14 protein-coding genes are annotated in these 16,937 nt (G+C 70.8%); 13 read left to right on the top strand and 1 reads right to left on the bottom strand.

Going from position 1 to position 16,937, the window contains the following annotated elements:
- Positions 1-2: 2 nt before the first annotated feature.
- From pnuC to K2F54_RS17720, 13 genes are all read left to right on the top strand, one after another.
- The gene (gene pnuC / locus K2F54_RS17780) at positions 3-638 is read left to right on the top strand and encodes a nicotinamide riboside transporter PnuC (RefSeq protein WP_220607191.1); all 636 of its coding nucleotides are present in this window, start codon (positions 3-5) and stop codon (positions 636-638) included.
- Positions 631-1,692, top strand: a complete 1,062-nt coding sequence (locus tag K2F54_RS17775) for an AAA family ATPase (RefSeq protein WP_308287731.1) — start codon at positions 631-633, stop codon at positions 1,690-1,692. Before pnuC ends, K2F54_RS17775 begins: the two co-directional genes overlap by 8 nt.
- A gap of 24 nt (positions 1,693-1,716) precedes the next feature.
- Positions 1,717-3,294, top strand: coding sequence for an AAA family ATPase (locus K2F54_RS17770; RefSeq protein ID WP_255577275.1), 1,578 nt, complete (start codon positions 1,717-1,719; stop codon positions 3,292-3,294).
- On the top strand, positions 3,291-4,034 hold the full coding sequence (locus tag K2F54_RS17765) for a hypothetical protein (protein WP_220607190.1): 744 nt from the start codon (positions 3,291-3,293) through the stop codon (positions 4,032-4,034). The genes K2F54_RS17770 and K2F54_RS17765 overlap by 4 nt, the downstream gene beginning before the upstream one ends.
- The gene (locus tag K2F54_RS17760; protein WP_220607189.1) at positions 4,031-6,004 is read left to right on the top strand and encodes a vWA domain-containing protein; all 1,974 of its coding nucleotides are present in this window, start codon (positions 4,031-4,033) and stop codon (positions 6,002-6,004) included. Before K2F54_RS17765 ends, K2F54_RS17760 begins: the two co-directional genes overlap by 4 nt.
- Entirely contained in the window at positions 5,997-6,815 is an 819-nt protein-coding gene (locus tag K2F54_RS17755; RefSeq protein ID WP_220607188.1) for a phosphohydrolase, read from the top strand. The genes K2F54_RS17760 and K2F54_RS17755 overlap by 8 nt, the downstream gene beginning before the upstream one ends.
- Positions 6,808-8,193 (top strand): AMP-binding protein, encoded by a 1,386-nt coding sequence (locus tag K2F54_RS17750; protein WP_255577274.1) that lies wholly within the window; start codon positions 6,808-6,810, stop codon positions 8,191-8,193. The genes K2F54_RS17755 and K2F54_RS17750 overlap by 8 nt, the downstream gene beginning before the upstream one ends.
- Positions 8,194-8,418: 225 nt before the next feature.
- The gene (locus K2F54_RS17745; RefSeq protein ID WP_220607187.1) at positions 8,419-8,937 is read left to right on the top strand and encodes a DinB family protein; all 519 of its coding nucleotides are present in this window, start codon (positions 8,419-8,421) and stop codon (positions 8,935-8,937) included.
- Positions 8,938-9,234: 297 nt separating this feature from the next.
- A complete protein-coding gene (locus K2F54_RS17740) occupies positions 9,235-10,092 on the top strand; it encodes a Cof-type HAD-IIB family hydrolase (RefSeq protein WP_220607186.1) in 858 nt (285 codons plus the stop codon).
- Between the two features lie 211 nt (positions 10,093-10,303).
- On the top strand, positions 10,304-11,368 hold the full coding sequence (locus tag K2F54_RS17735; RefSeq protein ID WP_220607185.1) for a LolA family protein: 1,065 nt from the start codon (positions 10,304-10,306) through the stop codon (positions 11,366-11,368).
- Positions 11,365-12,354, top strand: a complete 990-nt coding sequence (locus K2F54_RS17730; RefSeq protein WP_220607184.1) for an ABC transporter ATP-binding protein — start codon at positions 11,365-11,367, stop codon at positions 12,352-12,354. Before K2F54_RS17735 ends, K2F54_RS17730 begins: the two co-directional genes overlap by 4 nt.
- Positions 12,355-12,424: 70 nt before the next feature.
- Positions 12,425-13,255, top strand: a complete 831-nt coding sequence (locus K2F54_RS17725; protein ID WP_220607202.1) for an ABC transporter permease — start codon at positions 12,425-12,427, stop codon at positions 13,253-13,255.
- A 169-nt stretch (positions 13,256-13,424) separates the two neighbouring features.
- Positions 13,425-14,975, top strand: a complete 1,551-nt coding sequence (locus K2F54_RS17720) for a Mur ligase family protein (protein WP_220607183.1) — start codon at positions 13,425-13,427, stop codon at positions 14,973-14,975.
- A gap of 84 nt (positions 14,976-15,059) precedes the next feature.
- On the opposite strand, the gene hutH is transcribed toward K2F54_RS17720, so the two are convergent.
- Positions 15,060-16,652: a histidine ammonia-lyase gene (gene hutH, locus K2F54_RS17715; RefSeq protein WP_220607201.1), complete on the bottom strand. Its 1,593-nt coding sequence runs from the start codon at positions 16,650-16,652 to the stop codon at positions 15,060-15,062.
- Positions 16,653-16,937 lie beyond the last annotated feature (285 nt).

Raw genomic sequence — 16,937 nt, 5'->3', positions numbered from 1 at the left:
CCATGGGGGAATGGCTGATCGACAACTGGACCGAAGTGCTGGGATTCGGAACCGGGGCGGCGTGTGTCTTTCTGGCCGCGCGCCGCAACATCTGGAACTTTCCGATCGGGATCGCGAACAACCTGGTCTTCATGGTGCTGTTCTTCGGTGCCGCGCTCTACGCCGACCTGGGCCTGCAGGTCGTCTACCTGGTGCTCGGGGTGATGGGCTGGTACGGCTGGTCCAGGCACCGCGCCGCCGACGATCGTGCACTGGTGGGGCGGATGCCGCGCCGCGCCGTCCTGCCGCTCGTGCTGGCCGCCGTGGCCGGCACCGCGATCATCGCCTTCGCGCTGCACTCATACACCGATTCCACCACCGAGATCGCGGATGCGGCCACCACCTCGGTGAGTCTGGTCGCCCAGTACATGCTCAACCGGCGCTGGCTGGAGAACTGGTTCGTCTGGATCGCCGTCGACGTGGCCTACGTGGGCCTGTTCCTCTATAAGGGACTGAACATCACCGCGGCGCTCTACCTACTCTTCATCGGCCTGTGTGTGTGGGGCCTGCGCGGCTGGCTGCGCGCCCGAGCGGCTCAGACGGCCAGCGAAGCCGCCACGACCGGCGCGCCGGTTCCGGCCGGCCGGCCGGGTGCCTGACCCGGTGGCGGAACGGCTCGGGCACGGCCTGGTGCTGGGCAAGTTCTATCCGCTGCACGCCGGGCACTCGAACCTGATCCGCACCGCGTTGGCGCGCTGCGACCGGGTCACCGTGCAACTGCTCGGCGCCAGCCAGGAGTCCATTCCGCTGGATGTGCGCGAGCAGTGGCTGCGCGAGGAGCACCCCACCGCCCGGATCGTGAGCGCCATCGACGATGCGCCGGTGGACTTCGACTCCGCCGATGCCTGGGACGAGCACATGGTGCTGATCCGGGCGCTACTGCCGGCCCCCGTCGACGCCGTCTTCTCCAGCGACCCCTACGGCGCCGAGCTCGCCGCACGCCTGGGCGCCCGCTGGGTGCAGGTGGATCCTGGCCGGCGGTTCACCCCGATCTCTGGCACCGCGATCCGGGCGGATGTGCCCGGCCACTGGTGGGCGCTGGCCCCGGTCGTGCGCGCCTGGTTGACCCCGCGCGTGGTGGTGCTCGGCGCCGAATCCACCGGCTCCACCACCCTCGCCGAGGCCCTCGCGGACCACTACGACACCGAGTGGGTGCCCGAGTACGGCCGGGAGCACAGCGAGACCCGGCTTGGCGGACTGGACACCCCGTGGCGGAGTGACGAGTTCGACCTCATCGTGGACCGGCAGATCGCCCTCGAGGACGCCGCTCTGCGCCGGGTGCCGCGCCCGCTGCTGATCTGCGACACCGATGTGCTGGCCACGACCCTCTGGCACGAGCGCTACGTGGGCCCGACCCCGACCGGGATGCTGGCGCGCGCCGCCGCGCATCCGCCCGCCCTGTATGTGCTTACCGGTGACGAGATCCCGTTCGTGCAGGACGGCATGCGCGACGGTGAGCACATTCGGCACGCCATGCAGGAGCGGTTTCGCCAGACTCTGGCCGGGCAGAGTGTGCCGTGGCTGGAGGTGACCGGGTCGGTGGCCGACCGGGTCAGCCAGGCGGCCGTGGCCATCGACCGGATGCTCACCGGCGCCTTCGAGTTCGCGCGGCCGCTGGAGCAGCAGGCCGCGCTCGACTCCGCCCAGCTGTAGAGCCCGTTCGATAGGCTGCAGTGCATGGGGCTGGGGAATCGTTGGAACAAGGTATCTGAATCACCGACGCGCGCAGCCGCCTCCGGGCTGGCCGAGGAGCTGACCGCGGAGGACCTGTTCACCGAGGCCCCGCCGGTGACCGACACGGCATTGGACGAAAAACTGCGCCAGGCCTACTTCTGGCTGGTGAACCGGGCCGTGATCTCACCGTTCTACGACGTCGAATTCTCCACCGGATCCCCGGTCACCTTCGAGCTCGGCGACGCCGGCGCCGAACTGCACCTGCCCACCGACCAGTCCTACTCGTCGAACGTGCTGCTGCCGCTGCTCACCTTCGCGGTCGGCGGCAAGTGCCTGCTCGTCGGCGGACCCGGCCGCGGCAAGACCACCCTGGCGATCCTGATGGGCGTGCTGGCCGGGTCGAGCGCCCGCGAGGTGCGCCGCAACGTGCAGCAGGGCCAGCCGCAGGTGACCGTGAGCGACCTGGTCGGGATGCCGCTGCCGCGCGACCTCGTCACCGCCGGGAGCCTGGCCGAGATCGAGATCGCCTGGCGCAGCTGGCTCACCCAACCCGTGAAGATCATCGACGAGTACAACCGCATCCCCACCAAGACCCAGTCCGCTCTGCTCACCATGGTGGCCGAGGGGTACGTGGAGAGCCACGACCAGATGCAGTCCACGTCACCGGAATCCGGAGTGGAGAGCTGGTTCTTCACCGCCAACGACGACGCCGGCGGCGGTACCTTCCCCGTGATCCAGGCGCTCCGCGACCGGATGGACGTGACCGTCGCCGCACAGGGCTTCAACAACCGCTTCTTCGATGAGCTGGTCGCGCGGGTCGAGGCCGGCGAGCGGCCGGAGGACCACCTGCCACCCGAGCTCGTCTTCGACGCCGACGAGCAACGGCTGCTCGAGGCGGCCATCCGTGCCGTGCCACTGCCGGGTGCCGTTCGGCGCCAACTGGAGTTCTTCGCCAGCCACTTCGAGTTCGTGCAGCACGGCGGACGCCGATTCGAGTACCGAACGAAGGACACCGTGCGTACCGGCGGCGGTGAGGTGGCCGAGGTGATCGAGGCGAACTCGGGCGCCGACCTGCAGGTCGACCTGGGGTCGCAGACGGAGAACAGCCTCTCGGTGCGGTCGCTGCAGACCCTCATCCGCTACGCCAAAGCCATGGCATACTTTCGCGGCCGGGCCGTGGTGGGCCTGGACGACCTGGCCGCCGTGCTGCCGTTCGCGCTGCGCGGCAAGCTGCTGCCCAACGAACTACACCCGCGTTTCGACGTGGGCGCCGACCGGGAGCTGGCCACCGACGCGATCAGCTGGCTCGCCGACCTGTTCGCCGAGTCCCGCCGCCAGTTCACCGCCCTCGGCCTGGGCGCCAACGACCCGATCAGCGACGCCCTCGACCTGCTCAACCAGGGCCTGGACGGCGTCACCTCCGCGCAGGCCGCGCAACGGCTCACCGGAATTGAGACGCTGATCAGCGAAATCGCTAAGCAGGGCAAACTGTACGGTCGGCACTTCGACGATCTGCTCGCGCTCAAGTACCTGCACCAGCGCTACACGAACTACGTCAGCTGGCTGGGGTTCGGCGGGTGACCCAGCGCCCCCGGCACCTCGTGAACGAGTCGCTGGAGCTCACCGACGAGGCCCTGCCCGCGACCAGTGTGGACCTCGCGCTCTCGGCGACCCGCATTCAGGAGCGGCACGGCGATGCGGCCGGTGCCCGCTACCGGCACTTCATCGGCCGTGCCGTGGCGGCGGCGCCGGCAGCGGGCAGGGACGACCTACTCACCCTCGCCGCCCTGGCCGCCTGGCGGAGCGGCGCTCTCGGCTTCCGCACGGATGCGCTGGCCCGCCTGGAGCGGTCCCTGGCCGGTGACGGGCCCGCCCTGCCCGCCCTCGCGGACGCCCTGGGATTGGGCGAGGGCGGGGTGGCCCCGTTCGCTGCGCTGCAGCGGCGTTCCCGGTTCGGCTGGCCGGGGCTGCACACACCGGGCGAGCTCCTGGCCGTGATCGGCGGATTCCGCGGCCTCTACGGCCCCTGGTCTGCACCGCCGGTGGCGGCGCTGGCCGGTGAGCGGCCCGGCACCTTCCTGATTCGCACCGGCAGCAGTGCCGTCTCGGCCGGGGACTGGCTACTGACCGCGGACGTCTTCGGTCACACCCTGATGAGGCTCGCGGTGGACGAGACCGAGCACGAGACAATCGAGGCGGACGATCGCTGGGAGACCGCGGGCGACACCGCGGCGGGGCTCGCCGAGGCCGGCGCGGCCGGCGCGGTGCTCACCGTGGGTGCATACACCGCCCAGGTGTGGACGCCCGAGGAGGCCAGGTGACCCCAAACGAGGCGGTCCTCGGCCCCCAACAGCGAGCCGCCTGGCAGAGCGCCCAGGCACTCTGGGGTGTCGACCTGCACGACCCGGAGCTCGCACCGGACGCGAAGGAGGCATCTTTCGCGTGGTTCACCTTTCCGCCCCAGGTGACCTTCGACCTTCCGTTGGCCGAAAGATTGGGCGTCGGCGAGTTTCTGGAGAGCATCTTCGCGCACGAGATCGGCCACCACGCGCTCTCCCCATCGACTCGCCTGACCGGGCTGAAGATCCGGCACCAGATCGCCCGCGCGCTGGCCGCCACCGATTCCGCACGCATCCCGGACCGGCTCAGCCGCATCAGCGACCTCAGTAACCTGTGGTCGGACATGCTCATCAATGTGCGGGTGGCGGAGCTACAGCGCCGCAGGGACGCCGCCGCACGGCCGGCCGAGATGCTGCGGATGTGGGCGGTACTGGCCTGGAACGGCCAGCCGGACCGACTGTGGTGGGTGATCCTGCACGCCTACGAGATTCTCTGGACCCTGCCGGCCGGCTCGCTCTGCCCGGCGGAAGCGCCGGCCGTCGCGCCCCCATCAGAAGACGTCCCCGTCGGTGTGGTGCTGCACTTTCCCCCCAACCACCGTGGAGACCCGGCGACGCTGCCGGGGGAGACCGAGGAGGACCCCGACGCTGTCTCGGTCGAGAAGGCGGCGGCGATTCAGGCGGAGTTCGACGAGCTGGCCATCGCCAACCCCGCGGTGGATTCCCGGCTGCTCGCCGATACCGTGCGGGCCTTCGGCGATGACCCGGTGAGCGGGGCACTCCGCTTCGGCATGCTTGTGGCGCCCTACCTCATCGTGCGCGCTCCGACCCCCGAGTCGACGACCCGTATCCGACCGGGTCTCTGCACCGGCGAGAAGGATGCACCGCCGGCCACCGCCGCCGAACTCGAGGCCGTGCTCGGTGACGCCCGCATGCAGGACGACCCGCAGCATCCGGCCGTGCTCACGGGGCGCGCCCTCGCGGCGGCGGCCGGAACCGCCCACGTGGCGGACATGACGGGTGCGGAGGAACCCGCGGCCGGTAGTTCGACCGGTCAGGGGTACGGGCTGGCCGACACCCGGCTGCTGTACCAGGGCAGTGACGAGAACGCCGTCATCGCGGCCTGGTACCAGGCCAGGGCGCGCGCCTTCGTGCGCCCCCTGCTGCAGCGCTCTCGACCGCCGGCGACAACGGGATCGGGTATCCCGGGGCCGCTGGAGGGCTGGGACCTCGGTGACGACCTGACCGAGATCGACTGGTCTGCCTCGTTGGCGCGGAGCGTGACGGTGGTGCCCGGCGTGACCACCCGACGTCGTGAGGAGCTGCCGGATGAACCGCCGGTGGCGAAGGTCGGTCTCGATCTCGACCTCTATATCGACTCGTCCGGCTCGATGACGCATCCCTCGCGGGAGTCGTCGGCCGTGCTGGCCGGCACGATCCTCATCCTGTCGGTGCTGCGCGGCCGGGGCCGGGTGCGGGTGACCTCGTTCTCCGGTGCGGGGCAGGTAGCGGGTGGTGAGCGGTTCACCCGCGATCGCGCGGAAGCGCTACGCGACCTGACCAGCTTCTTCAACGGCGGCACCGTGTTTCCGCTCGACCTCTACGCCAAGCGCTATCGCGGCCTCGGCCGCAGCCATCCGACGGTGCGTCGCCACGTGGTGGTGCTCTCCGACGAGGGCCTGCTGTCGATGTTCGGCCAGGGTCAGCCCGGCTTCGCCGGGGTGGCCGCCGAGGTGCGCCGCGGCCTCGACACCGCCACCCTGATCCTGCAGGATGCCGGCCGTTCGGTCACCGACCCGGCCGCCGCCGCGGGCTACGACGTCGAGTACATCAACCGGATGGACGAGGCACCGGCCGTCTGCGCCCGGCTCGCTCGCCGGCTCGCCGAGAGAGAGCCCAGGGGAGCGACTCCTGGCCGCCCCGCCCGACCGACCGGAGGTTTCCGTGGCTGATCAACCCGCACCGTTCTGGTGGCGGCTGACCAATTCGGCCGGGCTGAGCGAGCCCGATGAGCGCGAGACGGCGATGGCGGCAGCGCCGTTCTCCCCTCCGTCTGCGCGCTCGACACCCGTGCCACGCCCCGAGTCGCCGGCTGCTCCGCTCGACTCCGAGGCACTCCTGGACGTGTGGTTCGCCAGGGAACAGGACGGCGTCAACGTGTGGCGAAACTGCCAACCCGGAGCGAGCGTCGCCGAAATCGCCACCAGGCTGGCTCTCGTTCCGGCGGCGTTCCTCTCCGACGACGTTGCCATCCTCCCGCTCGCCGAGAACATACTGCAAATGGAATATGGCAGAACGGTGCGAGCGATCCCTGACCGTCGGGGTCAGGAAATCCTCGAGGTCGCCGACCAAGTGCGCGCCTCCGGGTCAGCGTTCGCCCGCAAGGGCGCGGCCCTGGTGCTCTGGCTCTGGGCGAGCGACGACCAGCACGGTCCATTGTCGGTGCCGCTGAGCCCGGTTTGGTATGCCCGCACGCTGGCTGCGCTCGCCTTCAGGCTGGCGCCGGTGGTCGACCCGGCCGAGTGGGTGCGGGATGCCGACCGGCGCGACGAGGCGGCGCGAACCTTCCTGCTCTGGTCCGGCCAGCTGCCGGCCGGTGAGGACGAGGACGCGGCCAGGTCGATCCTTGCGATGCGCGACTCTCTGCAGCAGAACCAGGCGCTGGCCCAGACCATGGCCGAGCACGAACACCGGCTGCAGGTGACCAAGCGGCTGCAGGAGGCCAGGGCCCGGGAGGCCGCCGCCCGGTACTCGAATGAGTGACCCGCCAGGGACGGCCACTGCACTGCCGCACCCCGACGACCCGCTGGCCCTGGCCGAGTACGCCCCTGGCGGGGCCGTCGCGCTCACCGACGCCGAACGGTGGCCCACCCTGGACGCGGCCGGCGCGGCGCGTCTGGGAGCCGTGGCCGGGCATCCGCTCGCCCCGGCCTGGGTGCACCGCACTGGCGACCGGCTCAGTGCAGACGCGATTCACCGGGCCACGACGCCGCTGCCCGCGGCCGGTTGGCTGGAGGAGCACCTGGCGGTGGCCCGCCGGCTGCCGGCCTACCGTCGCCGGGCCGAGCGCCTGGGCGCGTTGGCGACCTGGCCCACCGTGACCCGCGACGACCTGCTCGACGATGTGTCCGCCTTTGTGCCGCTCGACGCCGACCTGGACCGGATGGTCGAGGGCTCCAGCTCGGGCACCACCGGGCGGGCCCTGCAGATCCCCGACGACATCGAGGAGGTCGCCCGCAGCTTCCACCTGCTGGTGCGTCTCGTGGCCGACCAGGGCATCGACTGGCGCCCAGATCCCGCACGGATGGCGCTGGCCTACGTGGTGCACCAGCGTCAGGCCTTCACCTACACCTCGTCGATCAGCAGTTTCGGTCAGGCCACGATGGCCAGGCTCAACCTGCACCCGTCGCAGTGGCCGGCGGCCGGGCAGCGCACCGGGTTTCTGCTGGCGCAACAGCCGCAGGTGATCACCGGCAACCCCACCAGCCTGGCCGAACTGCTGCACCCCGAGCTGGTGGCCGGCCTGCGGCCGTTGGCGTTGTTCAGCGGGGCCATGGCCCTGAGCCTGGGCCTCCGCCGCGACCTCGAGCGGGCCTACGGCTGCCCGGTGATCGACGTCTACGGGCTGCACGAGACCCGGCCGATCGCCGCCAGCGCCGACGGCGGACCGTTCGTGGTGCTGGACCGGCGGGTGCACGTGGAGATTCTGGATGCCGACGGTGCGCCGGTGCCGGCGGGGGAGCGCGGTGAGATCGTGGTGACCGCGGGGGAGAACCCGTTGCTGCCGCTGGTGCGCTACCGCACCGGCGACTTCGGCCGACTGGTCGACGTAGCCGGGCGGCCGGCGCTGGCCGACATGGAGGGCCGGGAGGCCACCCGGTTCGTGGCCGCGGACGGTTCGCTGGTGCCCTGCGTCGACCTCACTCAGCACCTGCAGGCCGGCGGGGCGCACGGCTGGTCGGTGCGGCAGGCCGGCGACGGCGCCGTGCGGGCCACCGTGGTGGGCGGTGACCCCGTGCAGATCGGCGCGGCGCTTGAACGCCTGCTGGGGCGGCCGGTGCCGGTGGTGCGGGTGGCGGGCCTGCTCGACCTCGGCGAGGGCAAGCCCCGCCGTTACGAGTCGCTGGCGCCCGGCGCGTAGCCGCCTGGCCTCCGCGCCCCGCCTGTTCACCGGCCCGCCGTCTCGCGACGCGGGCACCTGTTGCCCATGCGGACAATTGCGTCCGGCGTACCGGGCGCAAATGTCCGCAGCGGTAACAGTTGTCGGCGCGGGCGCCGGTGAGCGCGGATGCGAATGGCAGTGAGTGCACCATTTGTGGCAGTCAGTTCTCGCCGCCGGGCGGGGTCTCGTCCCTACGCTGGGGGAATGCCGATCACCCCCGACACCAAGGACTGGACCTGGGTGCTCGAGCGCCCCTGCGCCGAGTGTGGATTCTCCGCCGCCGATCTCCGCTACGACGACGTGCCCGCCCTGGTGCGCGAGAACGCCGCCGCCTGGGCGCCCGTCTTGCACCGAACGGATGTGGCGGTGCGGCCCAACGACGCCACCTGGTCGGCCCTGGAGTACGCGGCCCACGTGCGCGACGTGTTCTGCATCTTCGACCTCCGGCTGGGCCTCATCCTCGCCGAGAAGGACCCCCTCTTCGCCAACTGGGACCAGGACGCCACGGCCGAGGCCGAGCGGTACAACGAGCAGGATCCCACAACCGTGGCGGCGGAGCTGGCCGCGGCCGCCGCATCCGTGGCCGACGCATTTGCCGCGGTGCCGCCGGCCGACCGGGGCCGCACCGGCCGCCGCAGTGACGGCGCCCGGTTCACCGTGACAACGCTGGCGCAGTACTTCATCCACGACCCCACCCACCACCTGCACGACGTCGCCGGCTAAGACGGCCCAGACCGACCCAGACCGACCCGACCCGACCCGACCCGGCTCGACCCGGCCCGCCGCAACTGTTGCCACAGCGGACAATTGCGCCCGGCGCACCGGACGCAATTGTCCGGTTCGGCAACAGTTACCCACCGGCGCCACGCTGTCGCGAGGAAGTCGTTCCACTGGTACGCCGACGTCATCCAGTCGAACGGCGCCAGCCTCACCCGCTAGCGTCGATATATACGTACTAACCCTGTTGGTGGTCTCCGGGACGTTGTCCAGTCCCGGAGACCACCTCGTTTGGAGCTCCAGATGATTTCCCCGCGCATCGCCTTCCTCGACGTGGACGGCACCCTCATCGACTCGGGGGAGGTGATCGCCCCCTCCACCATCGAGGCCGTGCAGACCGCCAGGGCCAACGGGCACCTGGTCTACCTGAGCACGGGACGCGCGAGCGTGGAGATCTACCCCACCATTCGCGAGATCGGCTTCGACGGTGCCATCAGCGCCGGCGGCGGGTTCGCCGAGATCGGCGACGAACTGGTGATCGCCCGCACCATGCCAGCGGCTGCCGTGGCCAGGATGGTCGGTTTCTACCAGGAGTCGGGCTACGACTTCTACCTGCAGGCGTTCGATGAGCTCTACCCCAGCCCCGGCGTGCGTCACCGCTTCGCGCAGTACCTCGATGACGACAGCGAACGCAAGGGTGAGGCCCGCACCGACCTCGCCTCCGTCACCGACGGCGACGAGCACCCTGCGTTGAAGGCCTTCGCCGACGTGCGCCCGCTCAGCTACACCGGCATCGCCAAGTCGGTCTTCCTGGCCGGTGACCTCAGCGCGTTCGACCGGGTGACCGCGGCGCTCAGTGGCGAATTCCATGTCATCACCGGCACCATCCCGCACATGGGCAACGGCAGCGGCGAGGTCACCCTGAGCGGGGTGAACAAGGGCTCGACGCTGCTGCAGCTGCTCGACAAGCTCGGCCTCGACGCCGCATCCGCCATCGGTATCGGCGACAGCACCAATGACATCGAGATGCTGCAGGTCTGCGGTGTCGGCATCGCGATGGGCAACGCGACGGATGCGGTGAAGGCGCACGCCGACGAGGTCACCACGAGCGTGCTCGACGACGGGATCTGGAACGCGTTCCGCAAGCACGGCCTGATCTGACCTGCCCCTGCCGCCCCCGCCCCCGGCCCCGCGGCGCGTGAGCGCCTAACTGTGCCCGCTGCGGACAATTGCGCCCGGCACACCGGGACCATTTGTCCGCACGGGGAACAGTTGCGGACGGGACCGGGCGTCGCCGAAAAGTCGGGTGGAACTTTCAGCATCGGGGCGTAGTGTCTGGGCTACCTATTGCGACACTGAGAGGTTGCCGGTCATGTCACGTACCTGGGTGAAATGGATGCCCGCCGTCGCGGTTCCCGCCGTCATCGCCGTGGGCGTCCTGGCCGTTCCACTGCAGGCCGGCGCCGCCACCGATCTGCCAGAGAAGACCCCGCGCGAGGTGCTGGAGCTGGTCGCCGGAAGCGACGTCGACACCTTCTCCGGCACCCTCGAGCAGTCCTCCGATCTCGGGCTGCCCGAGATTCCGAGCACCGGGGATGCCCAGGCCGGCGAGTTCGCCGACGCCCTCGAGCTGCTCACCGGCGACCACACCGTACGGGTGTACCGGAACGGCGCCGACCAGAGCCGGGTGCAGGTGCAGGACACCATGTCGGAGCGCAACCTGATCCAGAACGGCTCCGACCTCTGGCTGTACGACTCCGCCGACAACACCGCCACGCACCTCACCCTGCCCGACGCCGCCGGCGCACCGACCAGCCCGGAGAAGGCATACACACCCGGCGAACTCGCCGACACCTTCCTGGCCGAGGTGACCCCCACCACCATCGTCAGCCTGGGCGAGAACACCGAGGTCGCCGGCCGCGGCGCCTACGAGCTGGTGCTCACCCCGAACACGACCGACACCCTGGTGGACTCCGTGACCATTGCGGTCGACGCCGAGAGCGGCCTGCCCCTGGGCGTGCAGGTCACCGCGCAGGATGCCGCCGAGCCCGCGATCAGCGTGGCCTTCACCTCGCTCAGCCTGGACGCGCCATCCGCCGATCTCTTCGCTTTCACCCCGCCGGCCAGCGCCACGGTGACCGAGGAGACCCTGCCGGACACGACCGGCCATGCCGACAAGACTCGGCCAGACGTGGAGTCGAGCGGTGTCACCGTCGTCGGCACCGGCTGGGACGCCGTCGTGCTGATGCCCGCCGATGCGAGTGGTGCCGGCCTGGCCGAGCTCACCGCCTCCCCCCTCTACAGTCAGCTCACCGAGGCCGTGGACGGCGGCCGGGCCGTGAGCACCGCGCTGATGTCGGTGCTGGTCACCGACGACGGCCGCGTGCTCGCCGGTTCGGTACCCGTGGAGCGGCTGCAGGCCGTCGCGGCCGAGTGAGCGCAGGCGCCCGGGCCGGCGACCTGGCCATCGAGACCCGGGCACTCACCAAGCGATTCGGCCACCAGGTCGCGGTCGACGCCATCGACCTCGCCGTGCCGATGGGCTCGGTCTTCGGCTTTCTCGGGCCGAACGGTTCGGGTAAGACCACGAGCATCCGGGTGATGCTCGGCCTCGCCGCAGCAACGAGCGGCGCGGTGACGCTGCTGGGCGAGTCGATGCCCGGCCGGCTCAGCCGGGTGCTGCCGCGGGTGGGCGCGCTGGTGGAGGGCCCGGCGTTCTACCCCTTCCTCTCCGGTGCCGCCAACCTGCGGCGCCTCGACAGCGCCGACCGGGCCGCCCCAGGGCGCAGCCGCAGCGCACGGGTGGACCGGGCGCTCGAGCGGGTCGGTCTCTCCAACGCCGCCGGCAAGAAGGTCTCGGCGTACTCGCTGGGCATGAAGCAGCGTCTGGGTATCGCCAATGCCCTGCTGATGCCGCGGCGGCTGCTCGTGCTCGACGAACCCACGAACGGCCTCGATCCGCAGGGCACCCGGGAGGTGCGCGCCCTGGTGCGCTCACTCGCCGGGGAGGGCACCACGGTCTTCGTCTCCAGCCACCTGCTGGCCGAGGTGGAGCACATGTGCACCCACGCGGCCATCATGAGCGCGGGTCGGCTGGTGGCGCAGGGCACCCTCGACGAACTCCGCGCCGGTGAGTCGCGGGTGCGGGTGCGCACCCCGGATGCCGCGGCCACGATGCGCGTGCTGGCCGCCGCCGGACTCACCGCCGCCGTGGAACCGACGCCGGATGACCTGGGCGACCGCGCCGGCGCAACCGTGGCCGACGCCTGGGTGAGCGCCCCAGCCTCCGCGGTGGCGCCGGAGGCCCTCGTGGCCGCGCTCGTGGGCGGCGGCGTGCGGGTACGCGGCTTCGAGGTGCAGAACACCAGTCTCGAAGACCGTTTCGTGGCGCTGACCGGAGAGGGGTTCGACGTTGTCCGATAACACCACGGCCGCCTCGCCCGGCGTGACCGGGGCCGTCATCGCCCCCGACCAGGGCCCCGAGCCCAGAGTGATGGTGCGGGCGGGCGGCGCGTGGGCGCTGCTCGTCTCCGAGCTGACCGTGCTGTTTCGCCGCCGTCGCACCTGGGCGCTGCTGCTCGCGCTGGCCGCGGTTCCCGTGCTCATCGCCGTGGCGGTGCGGCTGTCCTCGCAGGACCCCACTCCCGGCCGGGGTCCGCCCTTCCTCGACCAGGTCACCCAGAACGGCCTGTTCGTGGCCGTGACCGGGCTGATCGTGTCGATTCCGCTCTTTCTGCCGCTCACGGTGGGGGTCGTGGCCGGCGACACCATCGCCGGCGAGGCCGCGCTCGGCACACTGCGCTACCTGCTCGTGGCACCGGCGGGCCGGGTGTGGTTGCTGGTGGTGAAGTTCATCGGTGCGGCGGTGTTCTGCCTGGCCGCCACGGTCACCGTCGTCACCGCCGGTGTGCTCGCGGGCCTCGCCCTGTTCCCGATCGGACCGCTCACCCTGCTCTCCGGCGACACGATCAGCCTGGCTGAATCATTCCTGCGCGCCCTGCTCATCGCCGGCTACGTGACGGTTTCGCTGCTCGGCCTGTCGGCGATCGGGCTGTTCTTCTCCACCCTCACCGTGGTGCCGGTCGGCGCGATGGCCGCCACCATCGTGCTCTCGGTGGTGGCGCAGGTGCTGGACTCGTTGCCGCAGCTGGAGTGGCTGCATCCGTGGCTGTTCAGTCACTATTGGCTCGACTTCGCCGACCTGCTGCGCCAACCGGTGGACTTCAGCTCGTTCGGGGCCAACGCTCTGCTGCAGGGCGGCTATCTGCTGGTGTTCGGGGCACTCGCCTACGGCAGGTTCCTGACCAAGGACATCCTCAGCTGACCCGCGCACGGGGGTCTTCGGGGCGCAGAATGTTTCTTGTTCCTACGGGGTTGCTACGAGGTTGGCATGAGTATCCCGCATACGGGCTGAGCGGCGCGTAGCGACCGCGGAGTACGCATACGGTAGTATCGTGCCCTCATATGGGGGGTTGATAGTGGAAGGCCGCAGTATGTCCAACGAAAGTATCCCGCCCGTCGTACGGCCGAGTAACCCGCCCCGTGTGACGCTCGCGGATGTCGCATCCTGCGCCCAGACCTCTCCGGCTTCGTCGGATGCTGCCACCATCGTCACCGGTATCGCCCTCTCCACCCAGTCGGTGCAGCCTGGCGACCTCTTCGTGGCCCTGCCGGGCAAGAACGGACACGGCGCGAAGTTCGCCGAGCAGGCCGTGCAGGCCGGCGCGGTAGCCGTGCTCACCGACGCCGCCGGCGAAGAAGCCGCGCGTGCCGCCGGCGTGCCCTGCATCATCAGCGATCGCCTGCGCGAACGCCTGGGCGACCTCAGCGCCTTCATCTACGGCACCGCCGACAACGCTCCGATCATCTTCGGCATCACCGGCACCAACGGTAAGACCACCACCGCGTACGTGCTCGAGGCCGTGCTGCGGCAGATGGGCCTGGTCACCGGGCTCTCCACCACGGCCGAGCGCCACATCGCCGGCGAGGTCTTCGTGTCCCGGCTGACCACGCCGGAGGCCACCGACGTGCACGCGCTGCTCGCCCGGATGAAGGAGCAGAAGGTGGAAGCGGTGGTGCTCGAGGTGAGCGCCCAGGGCCTCACCCACGGCCGGGTGGACGGCATCGTCTTCGACAGCGTCGGCTTCACCAATCTGTCGATCGACCACCTCGACGACTACGGCACGATGGAGAACTACTTCGACGCCAAGGAGCTCCTGTTCCGCCCGGACCGCGCCCGCGCCGCGGTCGTGAGCCTGGAGACATCCTGGGGCGCCCGCCTGGTGGCGGAACCGAGCATCCCGGTGTCGTCCATCTCGGCCGACCCCGACACCGACCCGGACTGGCTGCTGGAGATTCTCGACGCACTGCCAGAGTCCACCCGGTTCCGGGTGACCAACCGCGCCGGCGAGGTTGTCGAAACCACCGTCGCGCTGCTCGGTGACCACCTGGTGGCCGACGCCGGCCTCGCCGTCGCGATGATCATCAACGCCGGCTACCCGGTCGCCCGCGTGCAGGAGGCCCTGCAGGACGGCATCGAGGTCTACATTCCCGGCCGCACCGAGAGCGTGTCCGGTCCGACCGGCCCGCGCGTGTACGTGGACTTCGGCCACAGCTCGGATGCCTTCGAGAAGACCCTGCGCGCCGTCAACGCCGTCACCACCGGCCGGGTCATCATGCTCTTCGGCGCCGACGGTGACCGCGACCCGATCAAGCGCCCCGAAATGGCGCGCGTCGCCGCCGCCGGCTCCGACATCGTGGTCATCACCGACCACCACCCGCGCTTCGAAGACCCGGCCAGCATCCGCCGGATGCTCGTCGACGCCGCCAGGGAATCCTTCCCGACCAAGCAGATCGTGGAGGTTTCCCCGCCGGAGGCCGCCATCGACTACGCCGTGGACCTCGCTCGCGAGGATGACGCCATCCTCTGGGCCGGCCCCGGGCACCAGGACTACCGCGACATCCGCGGCGTGCGCACGCCGTACTCGGCCCGCGCGCTGGCCCGCGAGGCCCTCGCCAGGCACGGCTGGCCTGTCGACGCCTAGGCCAGGCCTACACGCCAACGGATAGCCGCAACTGTTTCCGATGCGGAACAGTCAGCGTGGCCCTGGGGCGGCCCCGGGTTCGGGTCAGTGCAGACGGCCGATGATGCTCTGGGCGGCGCCGAGCACGGCGCCGCTCCGCACGGATGCCGCAACGGCCTCGATCTCGGGGGAGAGGAACCGGTCGGGGCCGGGCCCGGCGACACCCCTTCGCACCTCGGCCAGCACGGCACCGGTGGCCGGTCCGGGCAGGAGTGGGGCGCGCAGGTCGAGGGCGCGACTCGCGGTCATCACCTCGATGCCGAGCACCCTGGCCAGGCCGTCGATGCCGGTGCGCAGCTTGCGGGCGGCGTGCCAGCCCATCGACACGTGGTCCTCCTGCATCGCCGAGGACGGGATCGAGTCCACCGAGGCCGGCGCGGCGAGGCGCTTGAGCTCGGAGACGATGCCCGCGGCGGTGTACTGCGCGATCATCAGGCCGGAGTCGACACCGATGTCGTGGGCGAGGAAGGCGGGCAGGCCGTTGCTGCGGGCCGGGTCGAGCATCCGGTCGGTGCGGCGCTCGGACATGCTGGCGACGTCTGCGACGGCGATGGCGAGGAAGTCGAGCACGTAGGCCACCGGGGCGCCGTGGAAGTTGCCGTTGGACTCGACCCGGCCGTCGATCGTGACGACGGGGTTGTCGATGGTGCTGGCCAGCTCGCGTTCGGCGATGCGGCCGGCGTGCTCGACGGTGTCGCGGGCGGCGCCGTGCACCTGCGGGGCGCAGCGCAGCGAGTAGGCGTCCTGCACCCGGGTGCAGTCCGGGGTCTGGTGGCTGGCGACGATGGACGAGCCGGCGAGCAGGCGGCGCAGGTTCTCGGCGGCGGCCTGCTGGCCCAGCTGCGGGCGGAGGCCGGCGAGGTCGGCGGCGAAGACGGCATCCGTGCCGAGCAGGGCCTCGATGCTCATTGCCGCGGCCACATCGGCCGTGGCGAGCAGGCTCTGCAGGTCGTGCAGGGCCAGGATGAGCTGGCCGAGCATGCCGTCGGTGCCGTTGATGAGGGCCAGGCCCTCCTTCTCGGCCAGAAGCACCGGTTCGATGCCGGCGGCGGCCAGGGCCTCGGCGGCGGGCAGCTCGGTTCCGGTGTTGTCGCGCACGGTGCCCTCGCCCATCAGCGCCAGGGCGCAGTGCGCCAGCGGGGCCAGGTCGCCCGAGCAGCCGAGTGAGCCGTACTCGCGCACGATCGGTGTGATGCCGGCGTTGAGCAGGCTGGCGTAGGCCTCGGCGGTCGTCAGGCGGATGCCGGTGCGTCCGGTGAGCAGGGTCGACAGGCGCAGCAGCATGAGGGCGCGCACCGTCTCCCGTTCCACCTCGGGGCCGGAGCCGGCCGCGTGTGAGCGCACCAGGCTCTGCTGCAGCCGGGTGCGGTCGGCCGCATCGATGAAGGTGGTGGCCAGAGCGCCGAACCCGGTGGAGATACCGTAGTGCGGCGCCGTATCGGTGGCGAGCACCTCGATGGTGGCGCGGCTGGCGGCCACGGCGGCGCGGGCGTCATCGCCGATCATCACCGGGGCGTCGTGCCGGGCGACGGCGACGACATCCGTCACGGAGACCGGGTCGGTGCCCACGGTGATGGCGTCCGGGGTGGTGTGGGTGGTGCCGCGGGTGGCGGGCAGGACGGTGTCGACGGTGTGCATGTCTCCATCTGACTCCTCTGCGGGGCCCGGCACACCCGCATCCGGCCGGTTGGTGTCTCGCATACGAGACGCTGGCGTCCCTCCCGCAAGCAGGGGGAGCATAACTCCTGCAATTTTTGCCGCAACGGGCCAAAACAGGCTGCAGTGACCCGTTTGTTCAGGACAGTGAGTGGAGTTTCATTTTATGCAGCGGCGAGGATGAGCTCGCCGAGTCTTTCGGCGGGTGTGGCGTAGCCGAGGGTTTGGTGCAGCCGGACGGTGTTGAAGTGAGTGATGTAGCTGTCG

The sequence above is a fragment of the Cryobacterium inferilacus genome (assembly GCF_019599185.1).
In the GTDB taxonomy this organism is placed as follows: domain Bacteria; phylum Actinomycetota; class Actinomycetes; order Actinomycetales; family Microbacteriaceae; genus Cryobacterium; species Cryobacterium inferilacus.
This window is presented reverse-complemented; position numbering and strand designations above follow the sequence as displayed.

Coding starts and splice junctions, on each gene's coding strand:
- pnuC (WP_220607191.1), top strand. CDS start 3: ATGGGGGAATGGCTGATCGACAACTGGACCGAAGTGCTGGGATTCGGA.
- K2F54_RS17770 (WP_255577275.1), top strand. CDS start 1,717: ATGGGGCTGGGGAATCGTTGGAACAAGGTATCTGAATCACCGACGCGC.
- K2F54_RS17750 (WP_255577274.1), top strand. CDS start 6,808: ATGAGTGACCCGCCAGGGACGGCCACTGCACTGCCGCACCCCGACGAC.
- K2F54_RS17745 (WP_220607187.1), top strand. CDS start 8,419: ATGCCGATCACCCCCGACACCAAGGACTGGACCTGGGTGCTCGAGCGC.
- K2F54_RS17740 (WP_220607186.1), top strand. CDS start 9,235: ATGATTTCCCCGCGCATCGCCTTCCTCGACGTGGACGGCACCCTCATC.
- K2F54_RS17735 (WP_220607185.1), top strand. CDS start 10,304: ATGTCACGTACCTGGGTGAAATGGATGCCCGCCGTCGCGGTTCCCGCC.
- K2F54_RS17725 (WP_220607202.1), top strand. CDS start 12,425: ATGGTGCGGGCGGGCGGCGCGTGGGCGCTGCTCGTCTCCGAGCTGACC.
- K2F54_RS17720 (WP_220607183.1), top strand. CDS start 13,425: ATGTCCAACGAAAGTATCCCGCCCGTCGTACGGCCGAGTAACCCGCCC.
- hutH (WP_220607201.1), bottom strand. CDS start 16,652: ATGCACACCGTCGACACCGTCCTGCCCGCCACCCGCGGCACCACCCAC.